Source organism: Pseudomonas sp. G34 (assembly GCF_031119625.1).
GTDB lineage: Bacteria > Pseudomonadota > Gammaproteobacteria > Pseudomonadales > Pseudomonadaceae > Aquipseudomonas.
Window position 1 is genome coordinate 1 of the sequence record NZ_JAVHZV010000010.1, and the last position, 22415, is coordinate 22415.

The 22415-nt window shown below is 65.9% G+C and carries 23 protein-coding genes and 1 pseudogene; 14 read left to right on the forward strand and 10 right to left on the reverse strand.

The genetic code is table 11. From position 1 onward, the window contains the following. Positions 1–223, forward strand: a pseudogene (locus QYS36_RS07865) (hypothetical protein); the annotation flags it as partial. 149 nt (positions 224–372) lie between these two features. Here the strand turns inward: QYS36_RS07865 and QYS36_RS07870 are convergent. Then, positions 373–894, reverse strand: a complete 522-nt coding sequence (locus tag QYS36_RS07870) for an Mpo1-like protein (protein WP_308838958.1) — start codon at positions 892–894, stop codon at positions 373–375. A gap of 88 nt (positions 895–982) precedes the next feature. Between QYS36_RS07870 and QYS36_RS07875 the strand changes: the two genes are divergently transcribed. Continuing rightward, on the forward strand, positions 983–1660 hold the full coding sequence (locus QYS36_RS07875) for a Crp/Fnr family transcriptional regulator (RefSeq protein ID WP_308838959.1): 678 nt from the start codon (positions 983–985) through the stop codon (positions 1658–1660). Positions 1661–1767: 107 nt separating this feature from the next. Beyond that, the gene (locus QYS36_RS07880; RefSeq protein ID WP_308838960.1) at positions 1768–3720 is read left to right on the forward strand and encodes an alkaline phosphatase family protein; all 1953 of its coding nucleotides are present in this window, start codon (positions 1768–1770) and stop codon (positions 3718–3720) included. A 19-nt stretch (positions 3721–3739) separates the two neighbouring features. Here the strand turns inward: QYS36_RS07880 and QYS36_RS07885 are convergent, their stop codons facing one another. Next, positions 3740–4264, reverse strand: coding sequence for a dihydrofolate reductase (locus tag QYS36_RS07885; RefSeq protein WP_308839256.1), 525 nt, complete (start codon positions 4262–4264; stop codon positions 3740–3742). Positions 4265–4400: 136 nt separating this feature from the next. Between QYS36_RS07885 and QYS36_RS07890 the strand changes: the two genes are divergently transcribed. The 5 genes from QYS36_RS07890 (at position 4401) to QYS36_RS07910 (ending at position 9262) form a co-directional block, all read left to right on the forward strand. Next, the gene (locus QYS36_RS07890) at positions 4401–5507 is read left to right on the forward strand and encodes a glycerophosphodiester phosphodiesterase (RefSeq protein WP_308838961.1); all 1107 of its coding nucleotides are present in this window, start codon (positions 4401–4403) and stop codon (positions 5505–5507) included. A 335-nt stretch (positions 5508–5842) separates the two neighbouring features. Further along, positions 5843–7219: a DUF2868 domain-containing protein gene (locus tag QYS36_RS07895; protein ID WP_308838962.1), complete on the forward strand. Its 1377-nt coding sequence runs from the start codon at positions 5843–5845 to the stop codon at positions 7217–7219. Between the two features lie 45 nt (positions 7220–7264). Next, positions 7265–8650, forward strand: a complete 1386-nt coding sequence (locus QYS36_RS07900) for a GTPase/DUF3482 domain-containing protein (RefSeq protein ID WP_308838963.1) — start codon at positions 7265–7267, stop codon at positions 8648–8650. Beyond that, positions 8647–8919: a hypothetical protein gene (locus QYS36_RS07905; RefSeq protein ID WP_308838964.1), complete on the forward strand. Its 273-nt coding sequence runs from the start codon at positions 8647–8649 to the stop codon at positions 8917–8919. The genes QYS36_RS07900 and QYS36_RS07905 overlap by 4 nt, the downstream gene beginning before the upstream one ends. A gap of 22 nt (positions 8920–8941) precedes the next feature. Next, positions 8942–9262: a cupin domain-containing protein gene (locus QYS36_RS07910; protein ID WP_308838965.1), complete on the forward strand. Its 321-nt coding sequence runs from the start codon at positions 8942–8944 to the stop codon at positions 9260–9262. A gap of 94 nt (positions 9263–9356) precedes the next feature. Here the strand turns inward: QYS36_RS07910 and QYS36_RS07915 are convergent, their stop codons facing one another. After that, the gene (locus QYS36_RS07915) at positions 9357–10238 is read right to left on the reverse strand and encodes a DMT family transporter (protein WP_308838966.1); all 882 of its coding nucleotides are present in this window, start codon (positions 10236–10238) and stop codon (positions 9357–9359) included. A 91-nt stretch (positions 10239–10329) separates the two neighbouring features. On the opposite strand from QYS36_RS07915, the gene QYS36_RS07920 reads away from it, so the two are divergent. Both QYS36_RS07920 and QYS36_RS07925 read left to right on the forward strand, forming a co-directional pair. Beyond that, positions 10330–11253, forward strand: a complete 924-nt coding sequence (locus QYS36_RS07920) for a LysR family transcriptional regulator (protein ID WP_308838967.1) — start codon at positions 10330–10332, stop codon at positions 11251–11253. Further along, positions 11250–11579, forward strand: coding sequence for a hypothetical protein (locus QYS36_RS07925; RefSeq protein ID WP_308838968.1), 330 nt, complete (start codon positions 11250–11252; stop codon positions 11577–11579). Before QYS36_RS07920 ends, QYS36_RS07925 begins: the two co-directional genes overlap by 4 nt. Before the next feature lie 94 nt (positions 11580–11673). Here QYS36_RS07925 and QYS36_RS07930 read toward each other — a convergent pair whose 3' ends face one another. From QYS36_RS07930 to QYS36_RS07940, 3 genes are read right to left on the reverse strand one after another with little or no spacing between them, the layout of a single operon-like run. Next, positions 11674–12468: a thymidylate synthase gene (locus QYS36_RS07930; RefSeq protein ID WP_308838969.1), complete on the reverse strand. Its 795-nt coding sequence runs from the start codon at positions 12466–12468 to the stop codon at positions 11674–11676. Then, a complete protein-coding gene (lgt, locus tag QYS36_RS07935; protein WP_308838970.1) occupies positions 12465–13265 on the reverse strand; it encodes a prolipoprotein diacylglyceryl transferase in 801 nt (266 codons plus the stop codon). The genes QYS36_RS07930 and lgt overlap by 4 nt, the downstream gene beginning before the upstream one ends. Positions 13266–13274: 9 nt before the next feature. Next, a complete protein-coding gene (locus QYS36_RS07940; protein ID WP_308838971.1) occupies positions 13275–14057 on the reverse strand; it encodes a sulfite exporter TauE/SafE family protein in 783 nt (260 codons plus the stop codon). 122 nt (positions 14058–14179) lie between these two features. On the opposite strand from QYS36_RS07940, the gene QYS36_RS07945 reads away from it, so the two are divergent. Next, positions 14180–14545 carry a hypothetical protein gene (locus QYS36_RS07945; protein WP_308838972.1) on the forward strand — a complete coding sequence of 122 codons (366 nt, stop codon included), beginning with the start codon at positions 14180–14182 and terminating at the stop codon, positions 14543–14545. Between the two features lie 2 nt (positions 14546–14547). Continuing rightward, positions 14548–15294 carry an NRDE family protein gene (locus tag QYS36_RS07950; RefSeq protein ID WP_308838973.1) on the forward strand — a complete coding sequence of 249 codons (747 nt, stop codon included), beginning with the start codon at positions 14548–14550 and terminating at the stop codon, positions 15292–15294. 101 nt (positions 15295–15395) lie between these two features. On the opposite strand, the gene ptsP is transcribed toward QYS36_RS07950, so the two are convergent. Beyond that, entirely contained in the window at positions 15396–17675 is a 2280-nt protein-coding gene (ptsP, locus tag QYS36_RS07955; protein WP_308838974.1) for a phosphoenolpyruvate--protein phosphotransferase, read from the reverse strand. A 10-nt stretch (positions 17676–17685) separates the two neighbouring features. Next, positions 17686–18165 (reverse strand): RNA pyrophosphohydrolase, encoded by a 480-nt coding sequence (locus QYS36_RS07960; RefSeq protein ID WP_013793353.1) that lies wholly within the window; start codon positions 18163–18165, stop codon positions 17686–17688. Between the two features lie 165 nt (positions 18166–18330). On the opposite strand from QYS36_RS07960, the gene QYS36_RS07965 reads away from it, so the two are divergent. Then, positions 18331–18987: an HAD family hydrolase gene (locus tag QYS36_RS07965; RefSeq protein ID WP_308838975.1), complete on the forward strand. Its 657-nt coding sequence runs from the start codon at positions 18331–18333 to the stop codon at positions 18985–18987. A 49-nt stretch (positions 18988–19036) separates the two neighbouring features. Next, on the forward strand, positions 19037–20263 hold the full coding sequence (locus tag QYS36_RS07970; protein WP_308838976.1) for an MFS transporter: 1227 nt from the start codon (positions 19037–19039) through the stop codon (positions 20261–20263). Here QYS36_RS07970 and QYS36_RS07975 read toward each other — a convergent pair whose 3' ends face one another. Beyond that, a complete protein-coding gene (locus QYS36_RS07975; RefSeq protein ID WP_308839257.1) occupies positions 20264–20704 on the reverse strand; it encodes a DUF2269 family protein in 441 nt (146 codons plus the stop codon). It lies immediately after the preceding gene. 133 nt (positions 20705–20837) lie between these two features. After that, complete coding sequence (ilvA, locus tag QYS36_RS07980) at positions 20838–22352, reverse strand: threonine ammonia-lyase, biosynthetic (protein ID WP_308838977.1); 1515 nt, start codon at positions 22350–22352, stop codon at positions 20838–20840. Between the last annotated feature and the right edge of the window lie 63 nt (positions 22353–22415).

Below are 22415 nucleotides of genomic sequence, written 5' to 3' on the forward strand. Positions count from 1 at the left end.
CCCGTTCCCACAGGTAAAACAGCAATGTCTGCTTTTACGATGGCTCCCACGCTCCAGCGTGGTAGCTAAGGCCCAGGCGCTCTGCGCCGTGTTGCCTGCAACAGCGGACGCAGAGCGTCCCCGCAGGCATTCCCACGCGGAGCGTGAGGAACGATCAAAGCGCTGGTTCTTTATCGGCCTGCTGCTGCTCGGCGCCGACCTGGCGCTGCGCGGCGGGTTCTAGAGGCTGCAATGTACGAAAGCGGCCCCTTGTAGGGTGGACGACGCTTGCCTGCGCGGCCCGATCCGTCCACCGCATCACCATCGCAATGGTGGACAAAAAGAGCGTTGTCCACCCTACGGGCTAATCACGCCGAGATAACGATCAACACATCACGCCGTCTCGCGTTCGCGAATGCAGGTCGGCCCGGCGCGCTGCACCACCTCGTGCTCGACCTCCTGGCGCAAGCCAAGAAGGAAGGCTGCTTCGGCGACCACGAACAGCGGCCCGATGATCAGCCCGGTCAGGTCGTCGACGAACGCCGGCTTGCGGCCTTCGTAGAAGTGCCCGATGAACTGGATGACCCAACCGACCACGAACAGCCCCAGCCCCATGCTCAGCCACAGCGTCGTACCGGCCATCGCCAGCCCGGCGCTGAACCACAGGCACAAGCCCAGCAAGGCGCCCATCACCGCCCCGAAACGAAGGTCCAGGCGCAGGTAGAACAGCGTGCTGAGCAGCGCAGCCAGGGTCGCCGGCGACAGCCACAGGCCGCCCACAACAACTCCCGGGCGCGACAGCAGCAGGGTGACGGCCAACACGATCATCGGGATACCCACGAAGTGGGTGACGATATTGCGCCGGTCGCGGTGGTAGGCCGCGTATTGGGCGAGGTGATCCACCAGGGTTTTCATTGTTGTTATCCTCTCGGGGTGCGTACCGCCTCATCATGGCGCGGCTTGCGCAGCAGCACTGTCAGCTAGCCGACAAAGCGGAATCCCCATGACCGATCTGCGCGACACCCTGCTTCAGGGCCAATGGTTCGCCGTGTTGCCGGCGCCCTTGCAGCAGGCGCTGCTGAGCCAGGGCCGACGGCTGAACCTGGAGGCCGGGCAGCGCCTGTTCAGCCGCGGCGACGCGCCCAGCGGGCTGTACGCCGTGCTCAACGGCGCGATGCGCGTCGGCAGTGTGGATGCCGACGGCAAGGAGGCGCTGCTGGTGCTGGTGGAAGCGCCGCACTGGTTCGGGGAAATCGCCCTGTTCGACGGCCAGCCGCGTACCCACGACGCGGTTGCCGAAGGCGCCAGCAGCCTGCTGCACGTGCCCCAGGCGGGCCTGCTGAACCTGCTCGATACGCATCCCGCCTACTGGCGCGACCTCGCCCTGCTGATGGCTCACAAGGTGCGCCTGGCCTTTATCGCACTCGAAGAGATCAGCCTGCTGCCCGCCGCACAACGCCTGGCGCGACGCCTGCTGCTGATCGCCGAAGACTATGGCGAAAGCCAGGGCCCACGGCGCATCATCCACCTGTCCCAGGAGCAATTGGCGGCCATGCTGGCGATCTCCCGGCAGACCGCCAATGGCGTGCTCAAGGAGTTGCAGGCGCGGGGTATCGTCAAGCTGACCTACGGCGAGATCGAGATTCTCGACCTGGACGCACTGCGCAAGGCCGCACATTGAGGTATGAAGCTTTTGTGACAACCGAACCAATGGCCTAGCGCCATGTCCTTAGTCATTCTCCGAACCACAGGCCGGCTGGCTGCGCCAGCGGCCGCGAACTCTCCGGGATGCCGTTGCCAGATTCTGACCCCATCGACCTGCCCAGCGTACTCGCCGGCCCGCTACTGCGCCGCCTGGAGCCCGACCGCCTGGTGCTCTGGCTGGTCGCCAGCCGCCCACTGCAGCTGACCTTGCGCCTGGCGCCGGGCGACAGGGCCGAATCCGATCACCCGCTGGACGACGACGCCTGCCAGCGCCTGGTGGTTGGTGAACGTGCGGTCATCCACCTGATCGACCTGCACCTCGACACGCCCCTGCCGCAGGATGAGCTGATCGCCTACGACCTGCTGATCGACGGCCAGCAGGGCATCGCCGACTGGGCCGCGCACCTGCTGTACGACGGCGCGACGCGGCCCAACTTCGTGCTGCGCTCGCGCATCGATCATCTACTGCACGGCTCCTGCCGCAAGCCGCATCACCCGTCCAAGGATGGCCTGCTGTGCGCCGACCGCCTGCTGGCCGCGCCTCACGCGGCGTCCGAGCGGCCGGCCGTGTTGCTGCACAGCGGCGATCAGGTGTACGTCGACGATGTCGCCGGGCCGATGCTGCGCGCCATCCACCAGCTGATCGAGCGCCTGGGCCTGTACCACGAGAGGCTCGAAGGCGCGGTGGTCGATGACAGCGCCGATCTCTATGGCCACCCCGCCAGCTACTACCACCGCGCCGACCTGCTGCCTGCGCTGAAGAGCAACGAAACCCTGCGCGAGCGCTTCTTCGGCGGCAGCGAAAAGCCCATCTTCACCAGCAGCAATGCCGACAACCACCTGGTCACCCTGGCCGAAGTGCTGGCCATGTACCTGCTGGTGTGGTCGCCCACGCCCTGGTTGCTGCTCGACCGCGAAGTGCCCGAGCTGAGTGCCGAGGATGCCCAGCGCTATGACCGCGAACGCGCCTGCATCACCGCGTTCGTCGCCAGCCTGGGTGATGTGGCACGGGTGCTGGCGCACCTGCCGAACCTGATGATCTTCGATGACCATGACATCACCGATGACTGGAACCTGTCGGCCCAGTGGGAGGAAACCGCCTACGGCCACCCCTTCTCCAAGCGCATCATCGGCAACGCGCTGATCGGCTACCTGCTGTGCCAGGGCTGGGGCAACAATCCCGATGCCTTCGCCGAACCGCTGGCCGATGTTCACGCCCTGTGCGAGCAGGCGCAGGGCGACGGTTTCGGCAGTGCGGCCCAGGATCAACTGATCGACGAGCTGATGCGCTTCCAGCACTGGCACTACGTACTGCCGAGCAGCCCGGCACTATTGGTGCTCGACACACGCACCCGGCGCTGGCGCAGCGAGCGTAACCTCAAGCGCCCGTCGGGCCTGCTCGACTGGGAAGCGCTCAGCGAACTGCAGCAGAACCTGCTCGATCATCCGAGTGCCATCATCGTCTCGCCGGCGCCAATGTTCGGCGTCAAGTTGATCGAAGCGGTGCAGCGGGTATTCAGCTGGGCCGGCCATCCGCTGATGGTCGATGCGGAAAACTGGATGGCCCATCGCGGCGCCGCCAGCGTGATGATGAACATCTTCCGCCACTCGCGCACGCCAAGGGACTACGTGGTGCTCTCCGGCGACGTGCACTATTCGTTCTTCTACGAGGTCAAGGTACGCCAACGGCGCAATGGGCCGACCATCTGGCAGATCACCAGCAGCGGCGTGAAGAACGAATTTCCACGCCGCCTGCTGGACGTCTTCGACCGCCTCAACCGCTGGCTGTATGCGCCCTGGTCACCGCTCAACTGGCTGACCAAACGCCGCCGCATGCAGGTCTTCCCGCACATTCCCAAGCACAGCAAGTCGGGCGAACGGCTGTGGAACTCGGCCGGCCTCGGCCAGGTGCTGTTCAACGCCAGGGGCCAGCCCAGCCAGGTATTCCAGCTCAACGCCGACGGCTCACCGCGCACCGAATTCATCGATGACCGCGATCAAGTGGCAGAGCGCAGCGAGGCGCCGAAACGCGCCTGACCGCCAGCGTGATGGCGAGCTAGCGGCGCGCCCAGGTCTCGAAGCTGTGCGCAGGTGCCGACTCGGTAGCCGGCTGCTCGTCGCACTCGACGCGCTGCCACTGCGCTGCGTCGAACGCCGGAAACCAGGCATCGCCTTCAGGCTGCAGCGCCACGCGGGTCAGGTACAGGCGATCGGCAACCGGCAGCGCCTGCTCATAGAGCTGGGCGCCGCCGATCAGCATCACTTCGTCGACGCCCTGCTCGCGGGCCCAGGCCTCGGCGCGCTGGTGGGCCGCCTCGACCGTGGTGAACACTTCGGCGCCGTCGAGGGTGAGGCCGGCCTGGCGGCTGACCACCAGGTTGAGACGGCCTGGCAACGGGCGGCCCAGGGAATCCCAGGTCTTGCGGCCCATGATGATCGGCTTGCCGAGGGTCTTGGCCTTGAAGTGCTTGAGGTCGGCCGGCAGGTGCCAGGGCAGTTGATTGTCGCGGCCAATCACACGGTTTTCGGCGAGGGCAGCGATCAGGCAGAGGGGGAGTCGATTCGTCATGGCGCCGAGCATAGCAGAGCCCGCCATGGGCTCGCATGACTTGCCGCGCTGTCATCGTCACGCCATATTTTTCGGTGCAGGCTTAGGCCACCGCTAACAACCACCTACGTTTTCAGAGACGCCCTAAAGCCGCTCAGGAGAGATATCCATGCCGATCCACCAGGCCCGCGCATTACTGCTCAGCGCCCTGTTCGCCCTGCCCTTCACGGCGAATGCCGAAACCCGCGAAGCCCCCGCGGCCAAAGGTGCCGACGACGGCAAACCGCTGATCATCGCCCACCGCGGCGCCAGCGGTTACCTGCCCGAGCACACCCTCGCCGCCTACGCGGTCGCGGTGCTGCAGGGCGCCGACTATATCGAGCCCGACCTGGTGATGAGCAAGGACGGCCAGCTGTTCGCCCGCCACGATAACGAGCTGGGCCTGACCACCGACGTGGCCAAACATCCGGAGTTCGCCGACCGCAAACGCAAGGCCACCATCGACGGCGTCGAGCTGGACGGCTGGTTCAGCGAGGACTTCACCGCCGCCGAGCTGAAACGCCTGCGCGCCATCGAGCGGATTCCCGACGTCCGTCCGGGGAACACCCGCCTGGATGGCCAGTTCGAGATCCCGACCCTGCAGGAAATCATCGACCTGGTAAAGGCGCTGCAGGTCAGCCAGGGCCGCGAGATCGGCCTGTATATCGAAACCAAGCACCCCGCACACTTCCAGCAACTCGGCCTGGCCATGGAAAAGCCCCTGGTCGAGACCCTGGCCCGCAACGGCTATGCCGACGCCAAGGCGCCGGTGTATCTGCAGTCGTTCGAAGTGAGCAACCTGAAAGCACTGCGCCAGCTCAGTTCGCTGCGCCTGGTGCAACTGTACGGCAAGGGCCAGCCCCAGGATCAGGTCGAGCTGGGCAACCCGCTGACCTATGAACAGATGGCCACGCCCGCCGGGCTGAAGGCGGTCGCCCAGTACGCCAACGGCGTCGGCCCGGACAAGGGCTACGTGATCCCGCGCAAAGCGGACGGCAGCCTGGGCGAGCCGACGCGCTTCGTCGCCGACGCCCACGCCGCCGGCCTGCTGGTGCACCCCTACACCTTCCGCGCCGAGAATCAGTTCCTGCCCATCAATCTGCAGCGTGGCAGCGACCCGGCCGCGCGTGGCGATATCGACGCCGAGCTGCGCGCCTTCCTGGCCACCGGCATCGATGGGCTGTTCATCGACCAGCCGGATATCGCCGTGCGCCTGCGCAACGCTGCCGCACACTAGGGTCTGTTGCCGTTTCACGCACGGCCGCGCCGGAGCCCGTTTTGACGCGAGGCAAGGCACGAGCCGCGAAGTTTAGTGGGCTAAATGAGCCGGCGAGAAACGCAGCGTCGCGACAAAACGGGCCCGGCCCTTCGGGTTGTGCGGGAAATCTCGCCATGCGTCGTTGGAGGACTTGGCAAGGGAACAACCATTACCTGCGTCCTCCGCCTAGCCTGGCGAGATTTCTCGCGACAACGCGGCTCGCGTTGAAACGGCAACAGACCCTAGCTGCGAGCTGTTGTCATTCACCACGCAGCGGGTATGCTCCCGGAGACTGACACTCACCGGGAGATCGCGTGCCACTACCCAAGCTGCAACGCCTCTGGCTCTGCGAGGCCGTGCGCCTGCGCGAAGAACATGCCGGCCTGCTCGAAGACAGTGAAGCCAACCGCCGTGCCCAGGCAGTCGGCGGCGACCTGGCCACCCGCATCGAACAGCGTGCCCTGCACCTGGCCGAACGCGATGGCCAGGTGCAGGCGCAGCGCCACTGGCTACAGGGTGCGCGCCTGGCCCTGCTGCTGCTCGGCCTGCTGGCCCTGGCCAGCGGCGCCGGCCTGGCGGTAGCCGCCCTGGGCGACGGGCAAACGCCGGTCAACGTGTTCTGGGCCCTGGGCAGCCTGCTCGGCCTGCATCTTCTGATGCTGCTCGGCTGGCTGCTCGGCCTGCTGTTTGGCGGCGGCCATGGTGCGGTGCTCGGGCGCCTGTGGCTGTGGCTCAGCGAGAAGCTGGCCCGCGACGCCAGCGCGCTGCACACCGGCCCTGCGCTGGTGCTGCTGCTGCGCCGCCAGCGCCTCAATCGCTGGCTGGTCGGCATGGCCGTGCACGGCCTCTGGCTGGTGGCGCTGAGCACCGCGCTGCTGATGCTGCTGGCGCTGCTGTCCACCCGCCGCTACGGCTTCGTCTGGGAAACCACCCTGCTCGGCGGCGACACCTTCGTTGCCCTCACCCAGGCCTTGGGCGCGCTGCCTGGCCTGCTCGGCTTTCCGGTACCCGATGCCGCCACCATCCGCGCCAGCGGCGACAGCCCGCTGCCCCTGGAGGCCGCTCGCCATGCCTGGGCCGGCTGGCTGATCGGCGTGCTGGTGCTCTACGGGGTACTGCCACGCCTGTTACTGGGGCTGCTGTGCCTGTGGCGCTGGCGCGCTGGCGTTGCCACGTTGCAGCTGGATGTCGACCTGCCCGGTTACGACCTGCTGCGCGAGCGCCTGCAGCCCAACAGCGAACGCCTGGGCGTATGCGACGCCGAGCCGGCGCAGCTTTATCAGGTGCAGGCCGCTGCTGGCGTCGACACCAGCAGCGGCGCACTGCTGGTCGCCATCGAGCTGGATGACCGGCGCCCCTGGCCGCCGGTGCTGCCCAAGTCGGTAGCCGACGCCGGGATCATCGACAGCCGCGAGCAGCGCCGCCAATTACTCGACCAACTCACCCGTTTTCCGCCCGCGCGCCTGGCCATCGCCTGTGACCCGCGGCGCTCACCGGACCGCGGCAGCCTGGCGCTGCTCGCCGAGCTGGCCCGTTGCGCCGGCGCAACCCGTATCTGGCTGCTGCAGCCGCCCCAGGGGGAAACCCTCGACAGCGAGCGCCTTGGCGACTGGCACAGGGCGCTGGACGAACTGCAACTGGCCCACCGCGAAAGCTCGCCCCTGACCTGGCTGGAGACTGGCCATGACTGATACCAACCGTCGCGCGAATGGGCCGTTTGCCGGGGGTTATCGCCCATGAGCCAGCCGTTGAAGCTCGCCGTGGTCGGCCACACCAACGTCGGCAAGACCTCGCTGCTGCGCACCCTGACCCGTGACGTCGGCTTTGGCGAGGTGTCCCATCGCCCCAGCACCACCCGCCACGTCGAAGGCGCGCGCCTGTCGGTGGACGGTCAGGCGCTGCTGGAGCTGTACGACACGCCGGGCCTGGAGGATGCCATTGCCCTGCTCGACTACCTCGACAGGCTGGATCGCCCCGGCGAGCGCCTCGACGGCCCGGCGCGGCTGGCGCGCTTCATGGAAGGCAGCGAGGCGCGCCAGCGCTTCGAGCAGGAAGCCAAGGTGCTGCGTCAGTTGCAGGCCTCGGACGCCGGCCTGTACGTGATCGACGCCCGCGAGCCGGTGCTGGCCAAGTACCGTGACGAGCTGAACGTGCTGGCCATGTGTGGCCGACCGCTGCTGCCGGTAATGAACTTCGTGGCCAGCGCCAATCACCGTGAAGACGACTGGCGCGAGGCCCTGGCGCGCTTGGGGCTGCACGCCCTGGTGCGTTTCGACAGCGTGGCGCCGCCGCTCGATGGTGAGCGCCGGCTGTACGAGAGCCTGGCGCTGATGCACGAGAAATCGCGTCCGCAACTGCAACGCCTGATCGACGACCACGAAGCCCAGCGCGTGGCCCGCCACCGCAGCGCCAAGCGCCTGATCGCCGAGCTGCTGGTCGACTGCGCCGCCTGCCGGCGCAGCGTCGCCAACCAGCCTGAGTTGGAAAAAAGCGCCATCGAGGAGTTGCGCGCCGAGGTGCGCCAGCGTGAACAGCGCTGCGTGGAAGCGCTGCTGCGCCTGTATGCCTTCCGCCGCGAAGATGCCCGCGCCGACGACCTGCCCCTGCTCGACGGCCGCTGGGGCGATGACCTGTTCAACCCGGAAACCATCAAGCAACTGGGCATTCGCCTGGGCGGCGGCGCCGCAGCCGGGGCAGCCGCCGGGGCGGGCGTCGACCTGCTGGTCGGCGGCCTGACCCTGGGCACCGCAGCGCTGGCCGGCGCGCTGCTCGGTGGCGGTGCGCAGACCCTGCGCAACTATGGCTCGCGCATCAAGGGCAAGCTGCAGGGCCAGCGTGAACTGACCGTCGACGATGCCGTGTTGCGCCTGCTCGCGCTGCGCCAGCAACACCTGCTGCAGGCCCTGGATAATCGCGGCCACGCGGCGGTGGAAGCGGTGCGCCTCGATGCCCTGCAAGAAACCCAGTGGCGCGAAGGCAAGCTACCGGGCGCGCTGCGTATCGCCCGGGCCCGGCCGGAATGGTCGTCCCTGAACCCCGGCGCGCGTCTCGATCAGGTCGAGCGGCTGGAACAGGTCGAGCGTTTGGCCAGGGAAATCGATGCGGCGCCGAGCGCGAAATGAGCCTGTGCAGCGAACTGGCCGCCGTCCTCGAGCGCGAGCTGCGCTTGGGCAACAGCCTCGGCCAGGCGCCCCATCGCGCCGGCTGGCCACAGCCGGACTCGCTGTTCGCCGCCCTGCGCGAGGACTTCAAGAGCGACCTGAGCCAACTACCGCCGTCGGTGCAACATGGCCACTGCAACGACCCGCACTACGGCTGGTACGAAGAGCTTTATTGCCGCGAACACCACCACCTGCTGGTCGCTGGCGCGCCCAAACCCGGCCGCCGCTGACCCCTGACCGCGAGCCTCGAACATGCCCGTTGCCAACCTGTTCCACGCCAGCGAGCCGCCCGCCCAGGGCGAGCGCTTCGACACCCTGCTGAGCCATCGCAACCTGCAGATCGAACGGATCCTCAGCTCGTCACGTATCGAGTCAGTGGACTATGTGCAGGAGCAGGATGAATGGGTACTGCTGGCCCGCGGCGAGGCGCGCATGACGGTGGCTGGCGAAGCGCTCGAGCTCACCGCCGGCGATCACCTGTTCCTGCCCGCCGGCACACCGCACCGCGTGGAACGCACCAGCGACGGCGCGCTGTGGTTGGCCATCCACCTGCATCCTGGCAATGGCGTTTAACTGTGGGAGCGCGCCATGCGCGCGACAATTTGTGGGTATCGCCCTGTAGGGTGGAAGACGCTTCATCCTTCCACCACGAAATAACCACCACAACTCAACGCCTGAGCAGGCTCGTCCACAGCGTCGCCGCGACGATCAGCAAGCCACCGATCCACGCCTGCACGCTCAGTTGCTCGCTGAGCCAGAGTACCGCGAACAGCGCACCGAACAGCGGTTCGCTGCCCATCAACAGCGACACCCGGGTCGGGCTGCTGCGGCGCAGTGCGTAGTTCTGCACGAAGAACGCGAACAGGGTGGCGAACAGCACCAGGTACAGGGTGCCGATCCAGAACGCCGGCGCTGTCGGCAGGGCCGGCAGGCCGCCCGGCAGAACGATCACGCCGAGCAGTAGGCAGCCAATACCGATCACCCCGGTCTGCACCGCGGTCAGCGCCAGGGCCGGTACCTGGGTATGGGCGGTCAGCCGCCCGGTCAGGCATACCAGCACGGCGCGCAACAGCGCTGCCATCAGCATCAGGCCGTCGCCGAGGTTGAATTGCAGGTCGACGCCGCCGCTGAGCAGCCAGGTGCCGAACAACGACAGCGCAACCGCCGGCAGCAAGCGCGAGTCAGGCCTGCGGTCGAACATCAACCATTCCACGAAGGGCGTGATGACCACGCACAGGCTGATCAGGAATGCCGCGTTGCTGGCCGAGGTGTGCAGCACGCCATAGGTTTCGCACAGGAAGATCGCCAGCATCACGCCGCCGAGCGGAATCCCCGGCGCCCAGGCCTGGCGCCCCGCTCCGCGCAGCTGCGGCAGCAGGATCAAGAAAGTCAGGCAGAAGCGCACGGCGAGAAAGCCCAGCACCGGGTAGAACACCAGGGCTTCCTTGGCCACACCGTAACTGGTGCCCCAGACCATGGCGACCAGCAGCAACAGCACATCACTGGCCTGCAGCAGGCGCGAAGGGGAACGGCTAACCAGGGTGGACATAGGGGGTACTTCCTGCGATCGGTAAGGAGCGCATTGTCCATTGCGTCCCTCGGCGTGATAATCCACCAACCCCGAACAAGACCTGTTCCCCATGCGCACGAATCTCACACCACAACTGCTTCCCTATCTGGCCATCTTCGTGCGCGTGGTCGAGACCGGCAGCTTCTCTGCCGCGGCCCGCCAGCAGGGCAGCACGGCGTCGGCGGTGAGCCGGCAGATCGCCCATCTCGAGCAGGCACTTGGCATTCGCCTGCTGGAGCGCACCACGCGGCGCCTGCGCCTGAGCGAAGCCGGCAGCGAAGTGTTCGAGCGCTGCAAGGACATGCTCGACGCCGCCCAGGCTGCCCTGGATGTCGGTGAACGGCTGATGAGCCAACCGCGCGGCCGAGTGCGCCTGAGCGTGCCCAAAGCCTTCGGGCGCTTTCTGGTGATGCCGCTGATTGAGGATTTTCTGCAGCGCTACCCGGAGGTGGACGTCAGCCTCAACCTCAGCGACCGCAGCCCGGATCTGATCAGCGAGCAGTTCGACCTGCTGGTGAGCATCACCGACCAACCGCCGCCAACCCTGGCCGGTCGGCCGCTGTGCAATGTCCAGCAGCTGTTGTGCGCCAGCCCCACCTACCTGCAGCGTCATGGCACACCCCAACACCCCAGCGAGCTGGTGCGCCATGCCTGCCTGTACCTGGACGAAACGCCGGACGACCACCGCTGGCATTTCAGCAACGGGCCGGAGCAATGCGTGGTGCCGGTCAGCGGCCGCTTCGCCAGCAACCACAGCGAAGTGCGCCTCAACGCCGCGCTCGGCCACCTGGGCATCACCTGCCTGCCGCACTTCACCGCCGCGGCGGCACTGGCCAGCGGCGAGCTGCTGCGGGTGTTGCCGCAATGGCGCTACACCGGCTCCTACCAGGGCACCGCATGGATTCTCTACCACCCGACCCGCCACCTGCCGCCCAAACTGCGGGTGCTGATCGACCACCTGGCCGAGGGGCTGGGCAAGGGGCAATCACTATGAGTGGGCGGATAACCAGACTTCGCCATTGGCTGGAACGCCGTCGCCTTGAGCGGCAGCCGGCGGATACGGCTGCTCACCTCACCCTGGAGAATATCGACACCGAGGTCGGCAACCGGATTCTGGACAGCCTCAAGGCCGACGGCTGGCGGCAGGTCGCCCAGTACAGCCCGATGGCGTTCGACAAGGGTATCGATTACGACAGCTACCGGCTGCGCCGGGGCCTGGATGAGCTGAGGCTGGAGTGGGATAACTGGTTCGAGTGGAAGCTCAGCGGGCCGAGCGAGCTCGTCGAGGAAATCGCCGAGCGTTTTTCGCTAGGAAAGTGAGCGCTTGATCCCCGGGTTACGCCTTCGGCTAACCCAGGCTACGGTTTTGCTTTGCGTAGCCTGCGGTTGAGCGCAGCGATACCCAGGAACAAGCTCAAACCGCCACCGGCGCCTTGATATGCGGGTGCGCCTGGTAGCCGACCAGTTCGAAGTCCTCGAACCTGAAGGCGAACAGGTCCTTCACCTCGGGGTTGAGCTTCATGGTCGGCAGCGGCAGCGGCTCGCGGGTCAGCTGCAGGTCGGCCTGCTCCAGGTGGTTGGCGTACAGGTGGCAGTCGCCGCCGGTCCAGATGAACTCGCCCGGCTGCAGGCCACAGACCTGCGCGACCATCAGCGTCAGCAGCGCATAGCTGGCGATGTTGAACGGCACGCCGAGGAAGATATCGGCCGAGCGCTGGTACAACTGGCAGCTCAGCTTGCCGTCGGCCACGTAGAACTGGAACAGCGCGTGGCATGGCGGCAGGGCCATCTGCTCGACCAGCGCCGGGTTCCAGGCCGAGACGATCAGGCGGCGCGAGTCCGGGTTCTTCTTGATCATCTCGATCAGCTTGCTGATCTGGTCGACCGACTCGCCGTTCGGCGCCGGCCAGTTGCGCCACTGGTAGCCGTACACCGGGCCGAGGTCGCCGTTCTCGTCGGCCCACTCGTCCCAGATGCGTACGCCGTTGTCCTTCAGGTACTTGATGTTGGTGTCGCCCTGCAGGAACCACAGCAATTCGTGAATGATCGACTTGAGGTGGCACTTCTTGGTGGTCACCAGGGGGAAGCCGTCAGCCAGGTCGAAGCGCATCTGGTGGGCGAACACGCTGTAGGTGCCGGTGCCGGTACGGTCTGGCTTGAAGGTGCCGTTGTCGCGCACCTGGCGCATCAGGTCGAGGTACTGTTTCATCGTGCCACCTCCGCTACCGGTTGGCGCTTGTAGGCGTAGACCATCAGGCCCAGGCCGGCGAGGATCATCGGCACGCACAGCACCTGGCCCATGGTCAGCCAGCCCCACGCCAGGTAACCGAGCTGGGCGTCCGGCACGCGGACGAACTCGACGATGAAGCGGAAGATGCCGTAGCACACCGCGAACAGGCCGGAGACCGCCATGGTCGGGCGCGGTTTGCGCGAGTAGACCCACAGGATGACGAACAGTGCCACGCCTTCCAGGGCGAACTGGTACAGCTGCGAGGGGTGGCGCGGCTCCGGCCCGCCGGTCGGGAAGACCATGGCCCAGGGCACGTCGGTAACCTTGCCCCACAGCTCGGCATTGATGAAGTTGCCGATACGCCCGGCGCCCAGGCCGATCGGCACCAGCGGGGCGATGAAATCCATCAGTTCGAAGAAGCTCTTGCCGTTGCGCCTGGCGAACCACAGGGTGGCCAGCATCACGCCGATCAGGCCGCCGTGGAACGACATGCCGCCCTTCCACACTTCGAGAATCAACAGCGGGTTGGCGATATAGGCCGGCAGGTCGTAGAACAGCACATAGCCCAGACGACCGCCGACGATCACGCCCATCGCCACCCAGAACACCAGGTCGGAGAGTTTCTCCTTGCTCCAGGTCGGGTCGAAGGCGTGCAGGCGCCGCGAGGCAAGGAACCAGGCACCACCGATGCCGACCAGATACATCAGGCCGTACCAGTGAATCTGCAGGAAGCCCAGGTCGAGGGCGACCGGGTCAATATTCGGGTAAGGCAGCATCAGGATTCCTCACAACAGAAAATTCAGGCCGACGATAAACAGCAACAGCGCGAACAGGCGCTTGAGCACCCGCGGCGACAGGCGATGGGCCAGTCGCGCACCGGTGCGCGCGAAGAACACACTGGTCAGCGCGATGCCCAGCAGCGCCGGCAGGTACACATAACCCAGGCTCCAGTCCGGTAGACGCGCGTCGCCCCAGCCCAGCCACAGATAACTCAGGGCGCCGGCGGCGGCGATCGGCCAGCCACAGGCCGACGAGGTCGCCACCGCCTGCTGCACGGACACACCACGCCAGGTCAGGAAGGGTACGGTCAGCGAACCACCGCCAATGCCGATGATCGCCGAAGCCCAGCCGATCACGCCACCGGCCGCACTCAGCCCGGCCTTGCCCGGCACCTCGCGGCTGGCCTTGGGCTTGAGGTCCAGCGCCAGCTGCAGCGCCACGCACAGGGCGAACACACCAATGATCTTCTGCAGCACCAGGCCGTCGATGGACTCGGCCGTCAGCGCGCCAAGTGCCGAGCCCAGCACGATACCCACGGTCAGCCAGATGAACAGCCCCCAGCGTACCGCGCCGCGGCTATGGTGCTCACGCACGGCGTTGATCGAGGTGAACAGAATGGTCGCCAGCGAGGTGCCTACCGCCATATGGGTCAGCACCGAGGCGTCGAAGCCCTGAGCCGTGAAGGCGAAGATCAGTACCGGCACGATGATCATGCCGCCACCGACGCCAAACAGCCCGGCCAGCAGGCCTGCGGCGGCACCGAGCAGTATGTAGAGAAGGAAGATCATGCTGTGCTCTGCGAAGCGATGCGGCATGGTAACGGAAGCAGCCCGCAGCCTCTACTTTTGGCGATGGATGCCACGGGATGCTTTGCGTAGAGTGAAGGCTCCCCAAGCAAGCGAGTTGCACCGTGGCCAATACCTTTTACCTGCGCATCGCCTGCAACCATTTGCACCTCACCCACCTGGAAAGCGCTCGTGTAGCAATACTCGAGGCTGACCCGCCCTTCAGCAATCAACGCCTGCTGGTGGCCGAGTTCAGTATCGCCGACCGCATGATCAAGGCGGCGGTGCAGAGCCTGATGCCCAAGCGCCTGGCCTTTCTCAATGCCGCACCCAAGCTGTTGATCCAGCCGCTGGAGCGGCTGGAAGGCGGCCTTTCCCAGGTCGAACAGCGCATTCTGATGGAGCTCGGCATGGGCGCAGGGGCGCGCAAGGCCGCCTTGCATGTTGGCGAAATCCTCGACGCCGATGGCGTGCGCAGCAGGCTGCAATAAGCATGTGCCTGATCGTTCTCGCCTGGCGCCCCGGCCACGCCCTGCCGCTACTGGTCGCCGCCAATCGCGATGAGTTCCATGCCCGACCGACCGCCGCCATGGCCGAGTGGCCGCAGATGCCCGGCCTGATCGCCGGGCGCGACCTGCAGGCTGGCGGCACCTGGCTGGGCATCGGCCGCGCTGGCCGCTTTGCCGCCCTCACCAATATCCGTGACCCGCGGGCTGCGCAGGGCTCACGCTCACGCGGCGAGCTGGCGCTGCGCTTTCTGCAGGCAAACCAGAGCCCCGAAGTTTTTCTGAACGAGCTGCGCCGCGAGGCGGCGGAATACAGCGGCTTCAACCTGCTGGTCGGCGATAGCCAGGTGCTGTGGCATTTCAATTCGCACAGCGGCCAGGCCCAGGCGCTACCGCCCGGTATCCATGGTGTTTCCAATGCCGACCGGGATACGCCGTGGCCAAAACTGCAGCAGGCCAAGGCTGCACTCGCCGATGCCCTCGAGACAGCCGATGAAGCGTCGCTATTCGCGCTGCTGGCTGACCCCGGAAGGCCTGACGACGCGGCGCTGCCGGATACCGGCGTGGGCCTGGATCTGGAGCGCCTGCTCGGTAGCGTATTTATCGCCAGCCCGAGCTATGGCACCCGCGCCAGTACCCTGCTGTACACCTACGCCGATGGAAGGCGGCGGATTATCGAGCGCAGTTTCGGCCCTGAAGGGACATCGGTTGGTGAGGTGCGCTTCGAGCGCTAGACTCGGCGTGACCCGGTTTGTGCGAGGGGACAGAGCCCCATGCCGGCGACACTGTCGCGCGCATGGCGCGCTCCCACAGCGCTAAGCGACTGGTCTAGCCGCTACGCCTGAATCCCCGACGCCGGGTTGATCATCCGGCCCAGGCCCAGATTGCGCAGGGCCAGTTGCAGGGTGCTGTGGATAACCTGCGGGTTGTCGATGCGCATGGCCTGGCCAAGCAGCTCCTTGGCCTTGCTCAGGCTGATCTGGCGCAGCAGCCACTTCACCTTGGGCAGGTTGGTGGCGTTCATCGACAGGCTGTCGAAGCCCATCGCCATCAGCAGCACGGCCGCGCTGGGGTCGCCGGCCATCTCGCCGCAGATGCTCACCGGCTTGCCTTCGGCGTGGGAGTCCTCGACCACCTTGGTCAGCGCCTGCAGCACGGCTGGATGCAGGAAGTCGTAGAGGTCGGCCACCCGCGGGTTATTGCGGTCCACCGCCAGCAGGTACTGGGTCAGGTCGTTGGAGCCCACGGACAGGAAGTCCACCTGGCGGGCCAGGTCACGGGTCTGGTAGACCGCCGCGGGAATCTCGATCATCACCCCGATCGGCGGCAGCGGCACATCGGTGCCTTCGTCGCGCACCTCGCCCCAGGCGCGATGGATCAGGTGCAGGGATTCTTCCAGCTCCTGGATGCCGGAAATCATCGGCAGCAGGATGCGCAGGTTGTTCAGGCCCTCGCTGGCCTTGAGCATGGCGCGCACCTGCACCAGGAAGATTTCCGGGTGGTCGAGGGTCACGCGGATGCCGCGCCAGCCCAGGAAGGGGTTCTCTTCCTTGATCGGGAAGTAGCTCAAGCCCTTGTCGCCGCCGACGTCCAGGGTGCGCATGGTCACCGGCAGCGGATGGAAGGCGGCCAGCTGTTCGCGGTAGATGGCCAGCTGTTCCTTCTCGCTGGGGAAGCGGTCCTTGATCATGAACGGCACTTCGGTGCGGTACAGGCCAACGCCCTCGGCACCGCGCTCCTGGGCGCGCACCACATCGGCGAGCAGGCCGGTGTTGACCCACAGCGGCATGTGGTGGCCGTCGAGCGTCTCGCAGGGCAGCGCGCGCAGGGCGTCGAGGCCCTTGGTGAGCTGGCGGTCTTCCTCGACCACCTCGGCATACTGCTTGCGCAGGATCTCGCTGGGGTTGGTGAACACCTCGCCGTGGTAGCCATCGACGATCAGCTGGATGCCGTCGATCTTCGAGTACGGCAGCTCGACCGCGCCCATCACCGTGGGAATGCCCATGGCCCGGGCGAAGATCGCCACGTGGGAGTTGCCCGAGCCCTGCACCGACACCAGGCCGACCAGCTTGCCTTCCGGCACCTCGCCGAGCATGGCCGGCGACAGTTCCTCGGCGACCAGGATGCAGTTGTCCGGATACACCAGGGTCTGCTGACGGGCCTGCTGCAGGTAGGCGAGCAGGCGACGGCCCAGGTCACGGACATCCGAGGCGCGCTCGCGCAGGTAGGCGTCGTCCATCAGTTCGAAACGGTTGATGTGCTCGCTGACCACGTGGCGCAGGGCGCCCTGGGCCCACTGGCCGGTCTTGATGACATTGACCACCTCGTTACCGAGGGCCGCGTCTTCGAGCATCATCTGGTAGACGTCGAACAGCGCACGCTCTTCCGGGCGCAGCTGGGTCGCCATGCGCTCGGAGAGGTTGCGCATGTCGGCGCGCACACCCTCCAGGGCGCTCTGGAACAGTTTCAACTCGGCATCGATGTCGTCGATGCTCTTGTCCGGCACCACCTCAAGATCAGCCGGCGGCAGCACCACCACGGCGGTACCCACCGCCGCACCGGGCGAGCCCGGCACGCCGATGAACTTGGCCTCCTGGATGCCCTTGCCCTGCTTGCCCAGGCCACGGATCGAACCGGTGGCCTCGGCATGGGCAATAACCCCGGCGAGCTGGGCGCTCATGGTGACCAGGAAGGCTTCCTCGCCTTCGTCGAACTGGCGGCGCTCCTTCTGCTGCACCACGAGCACGCCCATCACCCGACGGTGGTGGATGATCGGTGAGCCGAGGAAGGAGGCATAGCGCTCCTCGCCGGTTTCGGCGAAGTAGCGGTAACGGGGGTGTTCGGAGGCGTTTTCGAGGTTCAGCGGCTCTTCGCGGGTGCCGACCAGGCCGACCAGGCCCTCGTTGGGGGCCATGCTGACCTTGCCGATCGAGCGTTTGTTGAGGCCGTCGGTGGCCATCAGCACGAAACGGTTGGTCTCCGGGTCAAGCAGGTAGACCGAGCACACCTGGGTGCCCATGGTCTCCTTGACGCGCTGCACGATGATGCCCAGCGCCGCCTTGAGATCCTTGGCGGCATTCACTTCCTGGACGATCTTGCGCAGCGTGTTGAGCATGCTGACCTGCCTAATCCCGCGCCAACAGGCGCGGTGCGAGTTCCTTGAGTGCGCGACGGTAGACTTCGCGCTTGAATGTAACCACCTGCCCCAACGGATACCAATAACTGACCCAGCGCCAGCCGTCGAACTCCGGCTTGCCGGTCAGGTCCATACGCACCCGTTGCTCGTCGGAGGTCAGGCGCAGCAGGAACCACTTCTGTTTCTGGCCGATGCACAGCGGCTGGCTGTGGGTGCGCACCAGGCGCTGCGGCAGACGATACCTCAACCAGCCCCGGGTGCAGGCGAGAATTTTCACGTCCTGCTCTTCCAGGCCCACTTCTTCGTTCAGTTCGCGGTACAACGCTTCTTCCGGCGACTCGCGGTCGTTGATACCGCCTTGCGGGAACTGCCAGGCATCCTGGTTAATTCGACGCGCCCAAAGCACCTGGCCAACATCATTGGTGAGAATGATGCCGACGTTGGGGCGAAAACCATCAGGATCGATCACGGCACACAACCTCGTAAACGCATGTCACCGCATTGTTCCATAAAGCTCGCGACAGCGGCAACGCGCTCGGGTGGTACGGCGCGGCGGCCCGTCGCGCGGTTTTCCCCAGGCCGGCAAAGCCGCTATTCTGGCCGCCTCCCTGGCCCTGTATGAAGAGGTGATTCCGTGCGCTTGGCTTTATTCGATCTCGACAACACCCTGCTTGGCGGCGACAGCGACCATGCCTGGGGCGACTGGCTGTGCGAACGCGGGATCCTCGACGGCGCCACCTACAAGGCGCGCAACGATGCCTTCTACCAGGACTACCTGGCCGGGCGCCTGAACATCACCGACTACCTGAACTTCACCCTGGATATCTTCGGCCGCACCGAGATGGCCCAGCTCGATGCCTGGCACCGCGAATTCATGGCCGACTGCATCGAACCGATCATTCTGCCCAAGGCCCTGGCGCTGCTCGACAGGCACCGCGCCGCTGGCGACAAGCTGGTGATCATCACCGCCACCAACCGCTTCGTGACGGCGCCAATCGCGGCACGGCTGGGCGTCGACACCCTGCTGGCCACCGAATGCGAAATGGTCGACGGCCGCTACACCGGGCGCACCACCGACGTGCCCTGCTTCAAGGAAGGCAAAGTCACCCGCCTCAACCGCTGGATGCAGGAAAACGGCTTCACCCTGGAACGCTCGACCTTCTACAGCGACTCGATGAACGACCTGCCGCTGCTCGAGCAGGTCAGCTATCCGGTTGCCGTCGACCCGGATCCCAAGCTGATGGCCGAGGCAGAGGACCGCAACTGGCCGATCATGTCGCTGCGCGACTGACGCGCCGAGTATCGACCTCAAACAGGCCCCAAAGCGCCTCAGGAGCTTCATGCCGCACACCGTCGATCAGCCGGCCTCGCGGCCACTCGTGGTCGTCGCGCTGGCTACAGCGCTTTGCCTGGCTGGCGACTCCATGCTGTATATCGCGCTACCGGTCTACTGGCGCGACGTGGGCCTCGATGCGCTCTGGCAGGTTGGTGTACTGCTGTCGGTAAACCGGCTGATTCGTCTACCGTTCAACCCAATGATCGGCTGGCTTTACCAGCGCATCAGCCTGCGCACGGGATTGCTGCTGGCCACCGCAATCGGTGCGACCACGACCCTGGGCTATGGTATCGCCCAAGGCTTTATCGCCTGGCTTGTATTGCGCGCAGCCTGGGGGGTCGGCTGGTCATTCTTTCGCATTGGTGGTCTGTCGGCGGTGGTCTACTGCTCGAACGGCCAGTCGCGAGGCCAGGCAATGGGCCTGTACAACGGCCTCTATCGGCTTGGCAGCCTCGCGGGGATGCTACTTGGCGGACTGCTGGTTCCGCTCTACGGATTACCCGCGCTGGCATTGAGTTTTACCGCCATGGCCCTGCTGGGCCTGCCGCTGCTGCTGCGCTATTTTCACCTGCCAGCCGGGTACGGCGCCCAACAGATCGCACCTGCAAAAAGCACCATCACCGCACATGGCGCGGGGCCGGCGACCGGGGTCCACGCAGTCCTGATCAACGGTTTTAGCGTCGCCTTGTTGATTCAGGGTGTACTGGCCGCAACGCTGAGTGCCCTGATCGCCCATTTCTACGGCAACGAACTCGATTTATTCGGCCTGCTGCTCGGCGCCACCGCGCTGTCCGGCTTCCTGCAAGCGCTGCGCTGGTCCTGGGAACCCTGGTTGGGCAAGCGTGTCGGCGCCTGGTCCGATCGCCCAGGAGGTCGCTCACGGCTCTACGGATGGACACTGGCGGGCGCCGCGGCGAGCTTTGGCCTGATGGCCAGCGGCCTGCCATTGGCAGCCTGGATTGCCGTGACCGTCGTGGTGATGTTGCTGGCGACTGCACTGACCACGCTCTCGGACGCACTCGCCAGCGATGTCGCCAGTACCGGCAACGTGGTCGCTTTCATGACGCGTTACTCGATAGCCCAGGATCTCGGCGCCGCGCTGGGCCCACTATTTGCCTACTTGTTGATCGGGTTGAACAACGGCTTCGCCTGGCTGTACTGGGGAGGCTCGTTGATCTACCTGCTACTGGCCTTGGCCTGGCTACGCCCGGCCAGACCAACGCACGGGTGATCAGATCGGTTTGGCGGCCATCACCGCCATGGTCACCACCAGCAGCACCACGATCAGCGCGGCGTAGACCATCACCAGGCGCAGCGACTTGGCCGGCACCGCGCCGTCGGCCTGCGCCTGCCAGGCGCCCAGGCGGCCGAACAGCAACAGGCCGACGATCATCAGCACGGCAAACAGGCTGCTGCCCAGCAGCAGCCACAACTGGCCCAGTGGCCAGCCGGCCAGGTTGACCATCCACCAGCCGGTCATTGGCAGGCTCAGCGCCAGCACGGCGAACACCGGCAGGCTGATGGTGCGGGTGCGCTGCAATTTGCGTTGCAGCACCGCCTTGTCACCAGCGCGCCAGGCTTTCCAGAGCATGAAGGCGTGGGCCAGCACGCCGAGCAGCAGGAGAATGCCGGGCAGCGCATGGAGGACTCTGATCAGCAGATAATGCTCCATCACGGTGTTTCCTTTGTTTTTTATGGATTCAGGCCCTGGGTATCGCTGCGCTCAACGCCAGGCTACCGATAGAAAACCTGCGTAGCCTGGGTGGAGCAGCGCGATACCCGGGAAGATCAGTTACGCGAAACGACTAGCCGAGAAACAGCTTGTAGGCCGGGTTGTCGGTTTCATCCCAATACGGATAGCCGATCTCGTCCAGCGCCGGCGCCAACAGGTGGCGCTCGTCTTCCGGCACTTGCAGGGCAGCCATTACCCGGCCATCGGCAGCGCCGTGGTTGCGGTAGTGGAACAGGGTGATGTTCCAGCGCCCGCCCAGCTTGTCGAGGAAGTTGAACAGCGCGCCGGGCCGCTCGGGGAATTCGAAGCGGAACACGCATTCGTTCGGCACCGCCGCCGCATGGCCGCCCACGGTGTGGCGGATATGCAGCTTGGCCAGCTCGTTGTCGGTCAGGTCGAGCACCGGGAAGCCCTGGCCGCGCAGGTTTTCCACCAGCGCCGCGCGCGGGTCGTTCTCCGGGTGAGTCTGCACGCCAACGAAAATGTGCGCCTCGCCATCCTGGTGGTAGCGGTAATTGAACTCGGTGATCTGCCGCTTGCCGATGGCCTCGCAGAACGCCTTGAAGCTGCCCGGCTTCTCGGGGATGGTCACGGCGATGATCGCTTCGCGCTTCTCGCCCAGTTCGGCACGCTCGGCCACATGGCGCAGGCGGTCGAAGTTGACGTTGGCACCGGAGTCGATACCCACCAGGGTCTTGCCGGTAATGCCTTCGCGCTCGACGTACTTCTTGATGCCGGCCACCGCCAGGGCGCCGGCGGGCTCGGTGATCGAGCGGGTATCGTCGTAGATGTCCTTGATCGCCGCGCAGATCTCGTCGGTACTGACGGTGATCACCTCGTCGACATGATCCTTGCAGATCGCGAAGGTGTGCTGACCGATCTGCGCCACGGCCACGCCGTCGGCAAACAGCCCGACCTGCGGCAGTACCACCCGCTCACCGGCGGCCAGTGCCTGCTGCAGGCAGTTGGAATCATCCGGCTCGACGCCAATGACCTTGATTTCCGGGTGCAGGTATTTGACGTAGGCGGCGATACCGGCAATCAGGCCGCCGCCGCCGACGGGTACGAAGATCGCGTGCAGCGGGCCCTGGTGCTGGCGAAGAATTTCCATCGCCACCGTGCCCTGGCCGGCGATCACGTGGGGATCATCATAGGGGTGCACGTAGACCAGGCCTTTTTCCTCGACCAGTTTCAGCGAGTAGGCCAGGGCCTCGGGGAAGGCATCGCCATGCAACACCGCCTTGCCACCGCGCGAGCGCACGCCCTGCACCTTGAGCTCGGGCGTGGTGCGCGGCATGACGATGGTGGCCTTCACGCCCATGTGCTTGGCGGCCAGCGCCAGGCCCTGGGCATGGTTGCCGGCCGAGGCGGTGACCACGCCGCGGGCCAGTTCTTCGGGCGAGAGCTGGGCGAGCTTGTTGTAAGCGCCACGAATCTTGAACGAGTACACCGGCTGCAGATCCTCGCGCTTGAGCAGAATCTGATTGCCCAGGCGTTCGGAAAGTTGGCGAGCGGGTTGCAGCGGGGTTTCCACGGCAACGTCATAGACACGGGAAGTCAGGGTCTTCTTGACGTACTGTTCGAGCATGGCGGGCATCGCAGGCGGCTTCGAGGGGAACGGACGAGTCTAACCTAGCCATCCGCCGAGCGA

Bases quoted from the DNA above. Each gene is read 5' to 3' on its own strand.
- QYS36_RS07870 (WP_308838958.1), bottom strand. From the start codon at position 894: ATGAAAACCCTGGTGGATCACCTCGCCCAATACGCGGCCTACCACCGC.
- QYS36_RS07875 (WP_308838959.1), top strand. From the start codon at position 983: ATGACCGATCTGCGCGACACCCTGCTTCAGGGCCAATGGTTCGCCGTG.
- QYS36_RS07880 (WP_308838960.1), top strand. From the start codon at position 1,768: ATGCCGTTGCCAGATTCTGACCCCATCGACCTGCCCAGCGTACTCGCC.
- QYS36_RS07885 (WP_308839256.1), bottom strand. From the start codon at position 4,264: ATGCTCGGCGCCATGACGAATCGACTCCCCCTCTGCCTGATCGCTGCC.
- QYS36_RS07890 (WP_308838961.1), top strand. From the start codon at position 4,401: ATGCCGATCCACCAGGCCCGCGCATTACTGCTCAGCGCCCTGTTCGCC.
- QYS36_RS07900 (WP_308838963.1), top strand. From the start codon at position 7,265: ATGAGCCAGCCGTTGAAGCTCGCCGTGGTCGGCCACACCAACGTCGGC.
- QYS36_RS07905 (WP_308838964.1), top strand. From the start codon at position 8,647: ATGAGCCTGTGCAGCGAACTGGCCGCCGTCCTCGAGCGCGAGCTGCGC.
- QYS36_RS07910 (WP_308838965.1), top strand. From the start codon at position 8,942: ATGCCCGTTGCCAACCTGTTCCACGCCAGCGAGCCGCCCGCCCAGGGC.
- QYS36_RS07915 (WP_308838966.1), bottom strand. From the start codon at position 10,238: ATGTCCACCCTGGTTAGCCGTTCCCCTTCGCGCCTGCTGCAGGCCAGT.
- QYS36_RS07920 (WP_308838967.1), top strand. From the start codon at position 10,330: ATGCGCACGAATCTCACACCACAACTGCTTCCCTATCTGGCCATCTTC.
- QYS36_RS07925 (WP_308838968.1), top strand. From the start codon at position 11,250: ATGAGTGGGCGGATAACCAGACTTCGCCATTGGCTGGAACGCCGTCGC.
- QYS36_RS07930 (WP_308838969.1), bottom strand. From the start codon at position 12,468: ATGAAACAGTACCTCGACCTGATGCGCCAGGTGCGCGACAACGGCACC.
- lgt (WP_308838970.1), bottom strand. From the start codon at position 13,265: ATGCTGCCTTACCCGAATATTGACCCGGTCGCCCTCGACCTGGGCTTC.
- QYS36_RS07940 (WP_308838971.1), bottom strand. From the start codon at position 14,057: ATGATCTTCCTTCTCTACATACTGCTCGGTGCCGCCGCAGGCCTGCTG.
- QYS36_RS07950 (WP_308838973.1), top strand. From the start codon at position 14,548: ATGTGCCTGATCGTTCTCGCCTGGCGCCCCGGCCACGCCCTGCCGCTA.
- ptsP (WP_308838974.1), bottom strand. From the start codon at position 17,675: ATGCTCAACACGCTGCGCAAGATCGTCCAGGAAGTGAATGCCGCCAAG.
- QYS36_RS07970 (WP_308838976.1), top strand. From the start codon at position 19,037: ATGCCGCACACCGTCGATCAGCCGGCCTCGCGGCCACTCGTGGTCGTC.
- QYS36_RS07975 (WP_308839257.1), bottom strand. From the start codon at position 20,704: ATGGAGCATTATCTGCTGATCAGAGTCCTCCATGCGCTGCCCGGCATT.
- ilvA (WP_308838977.1), bottom strand. From the start codon at position 22,352: ATGCTCGAACAGTACGTCAAGAAGACCCTGACTTCCCGTGTCTATGAC.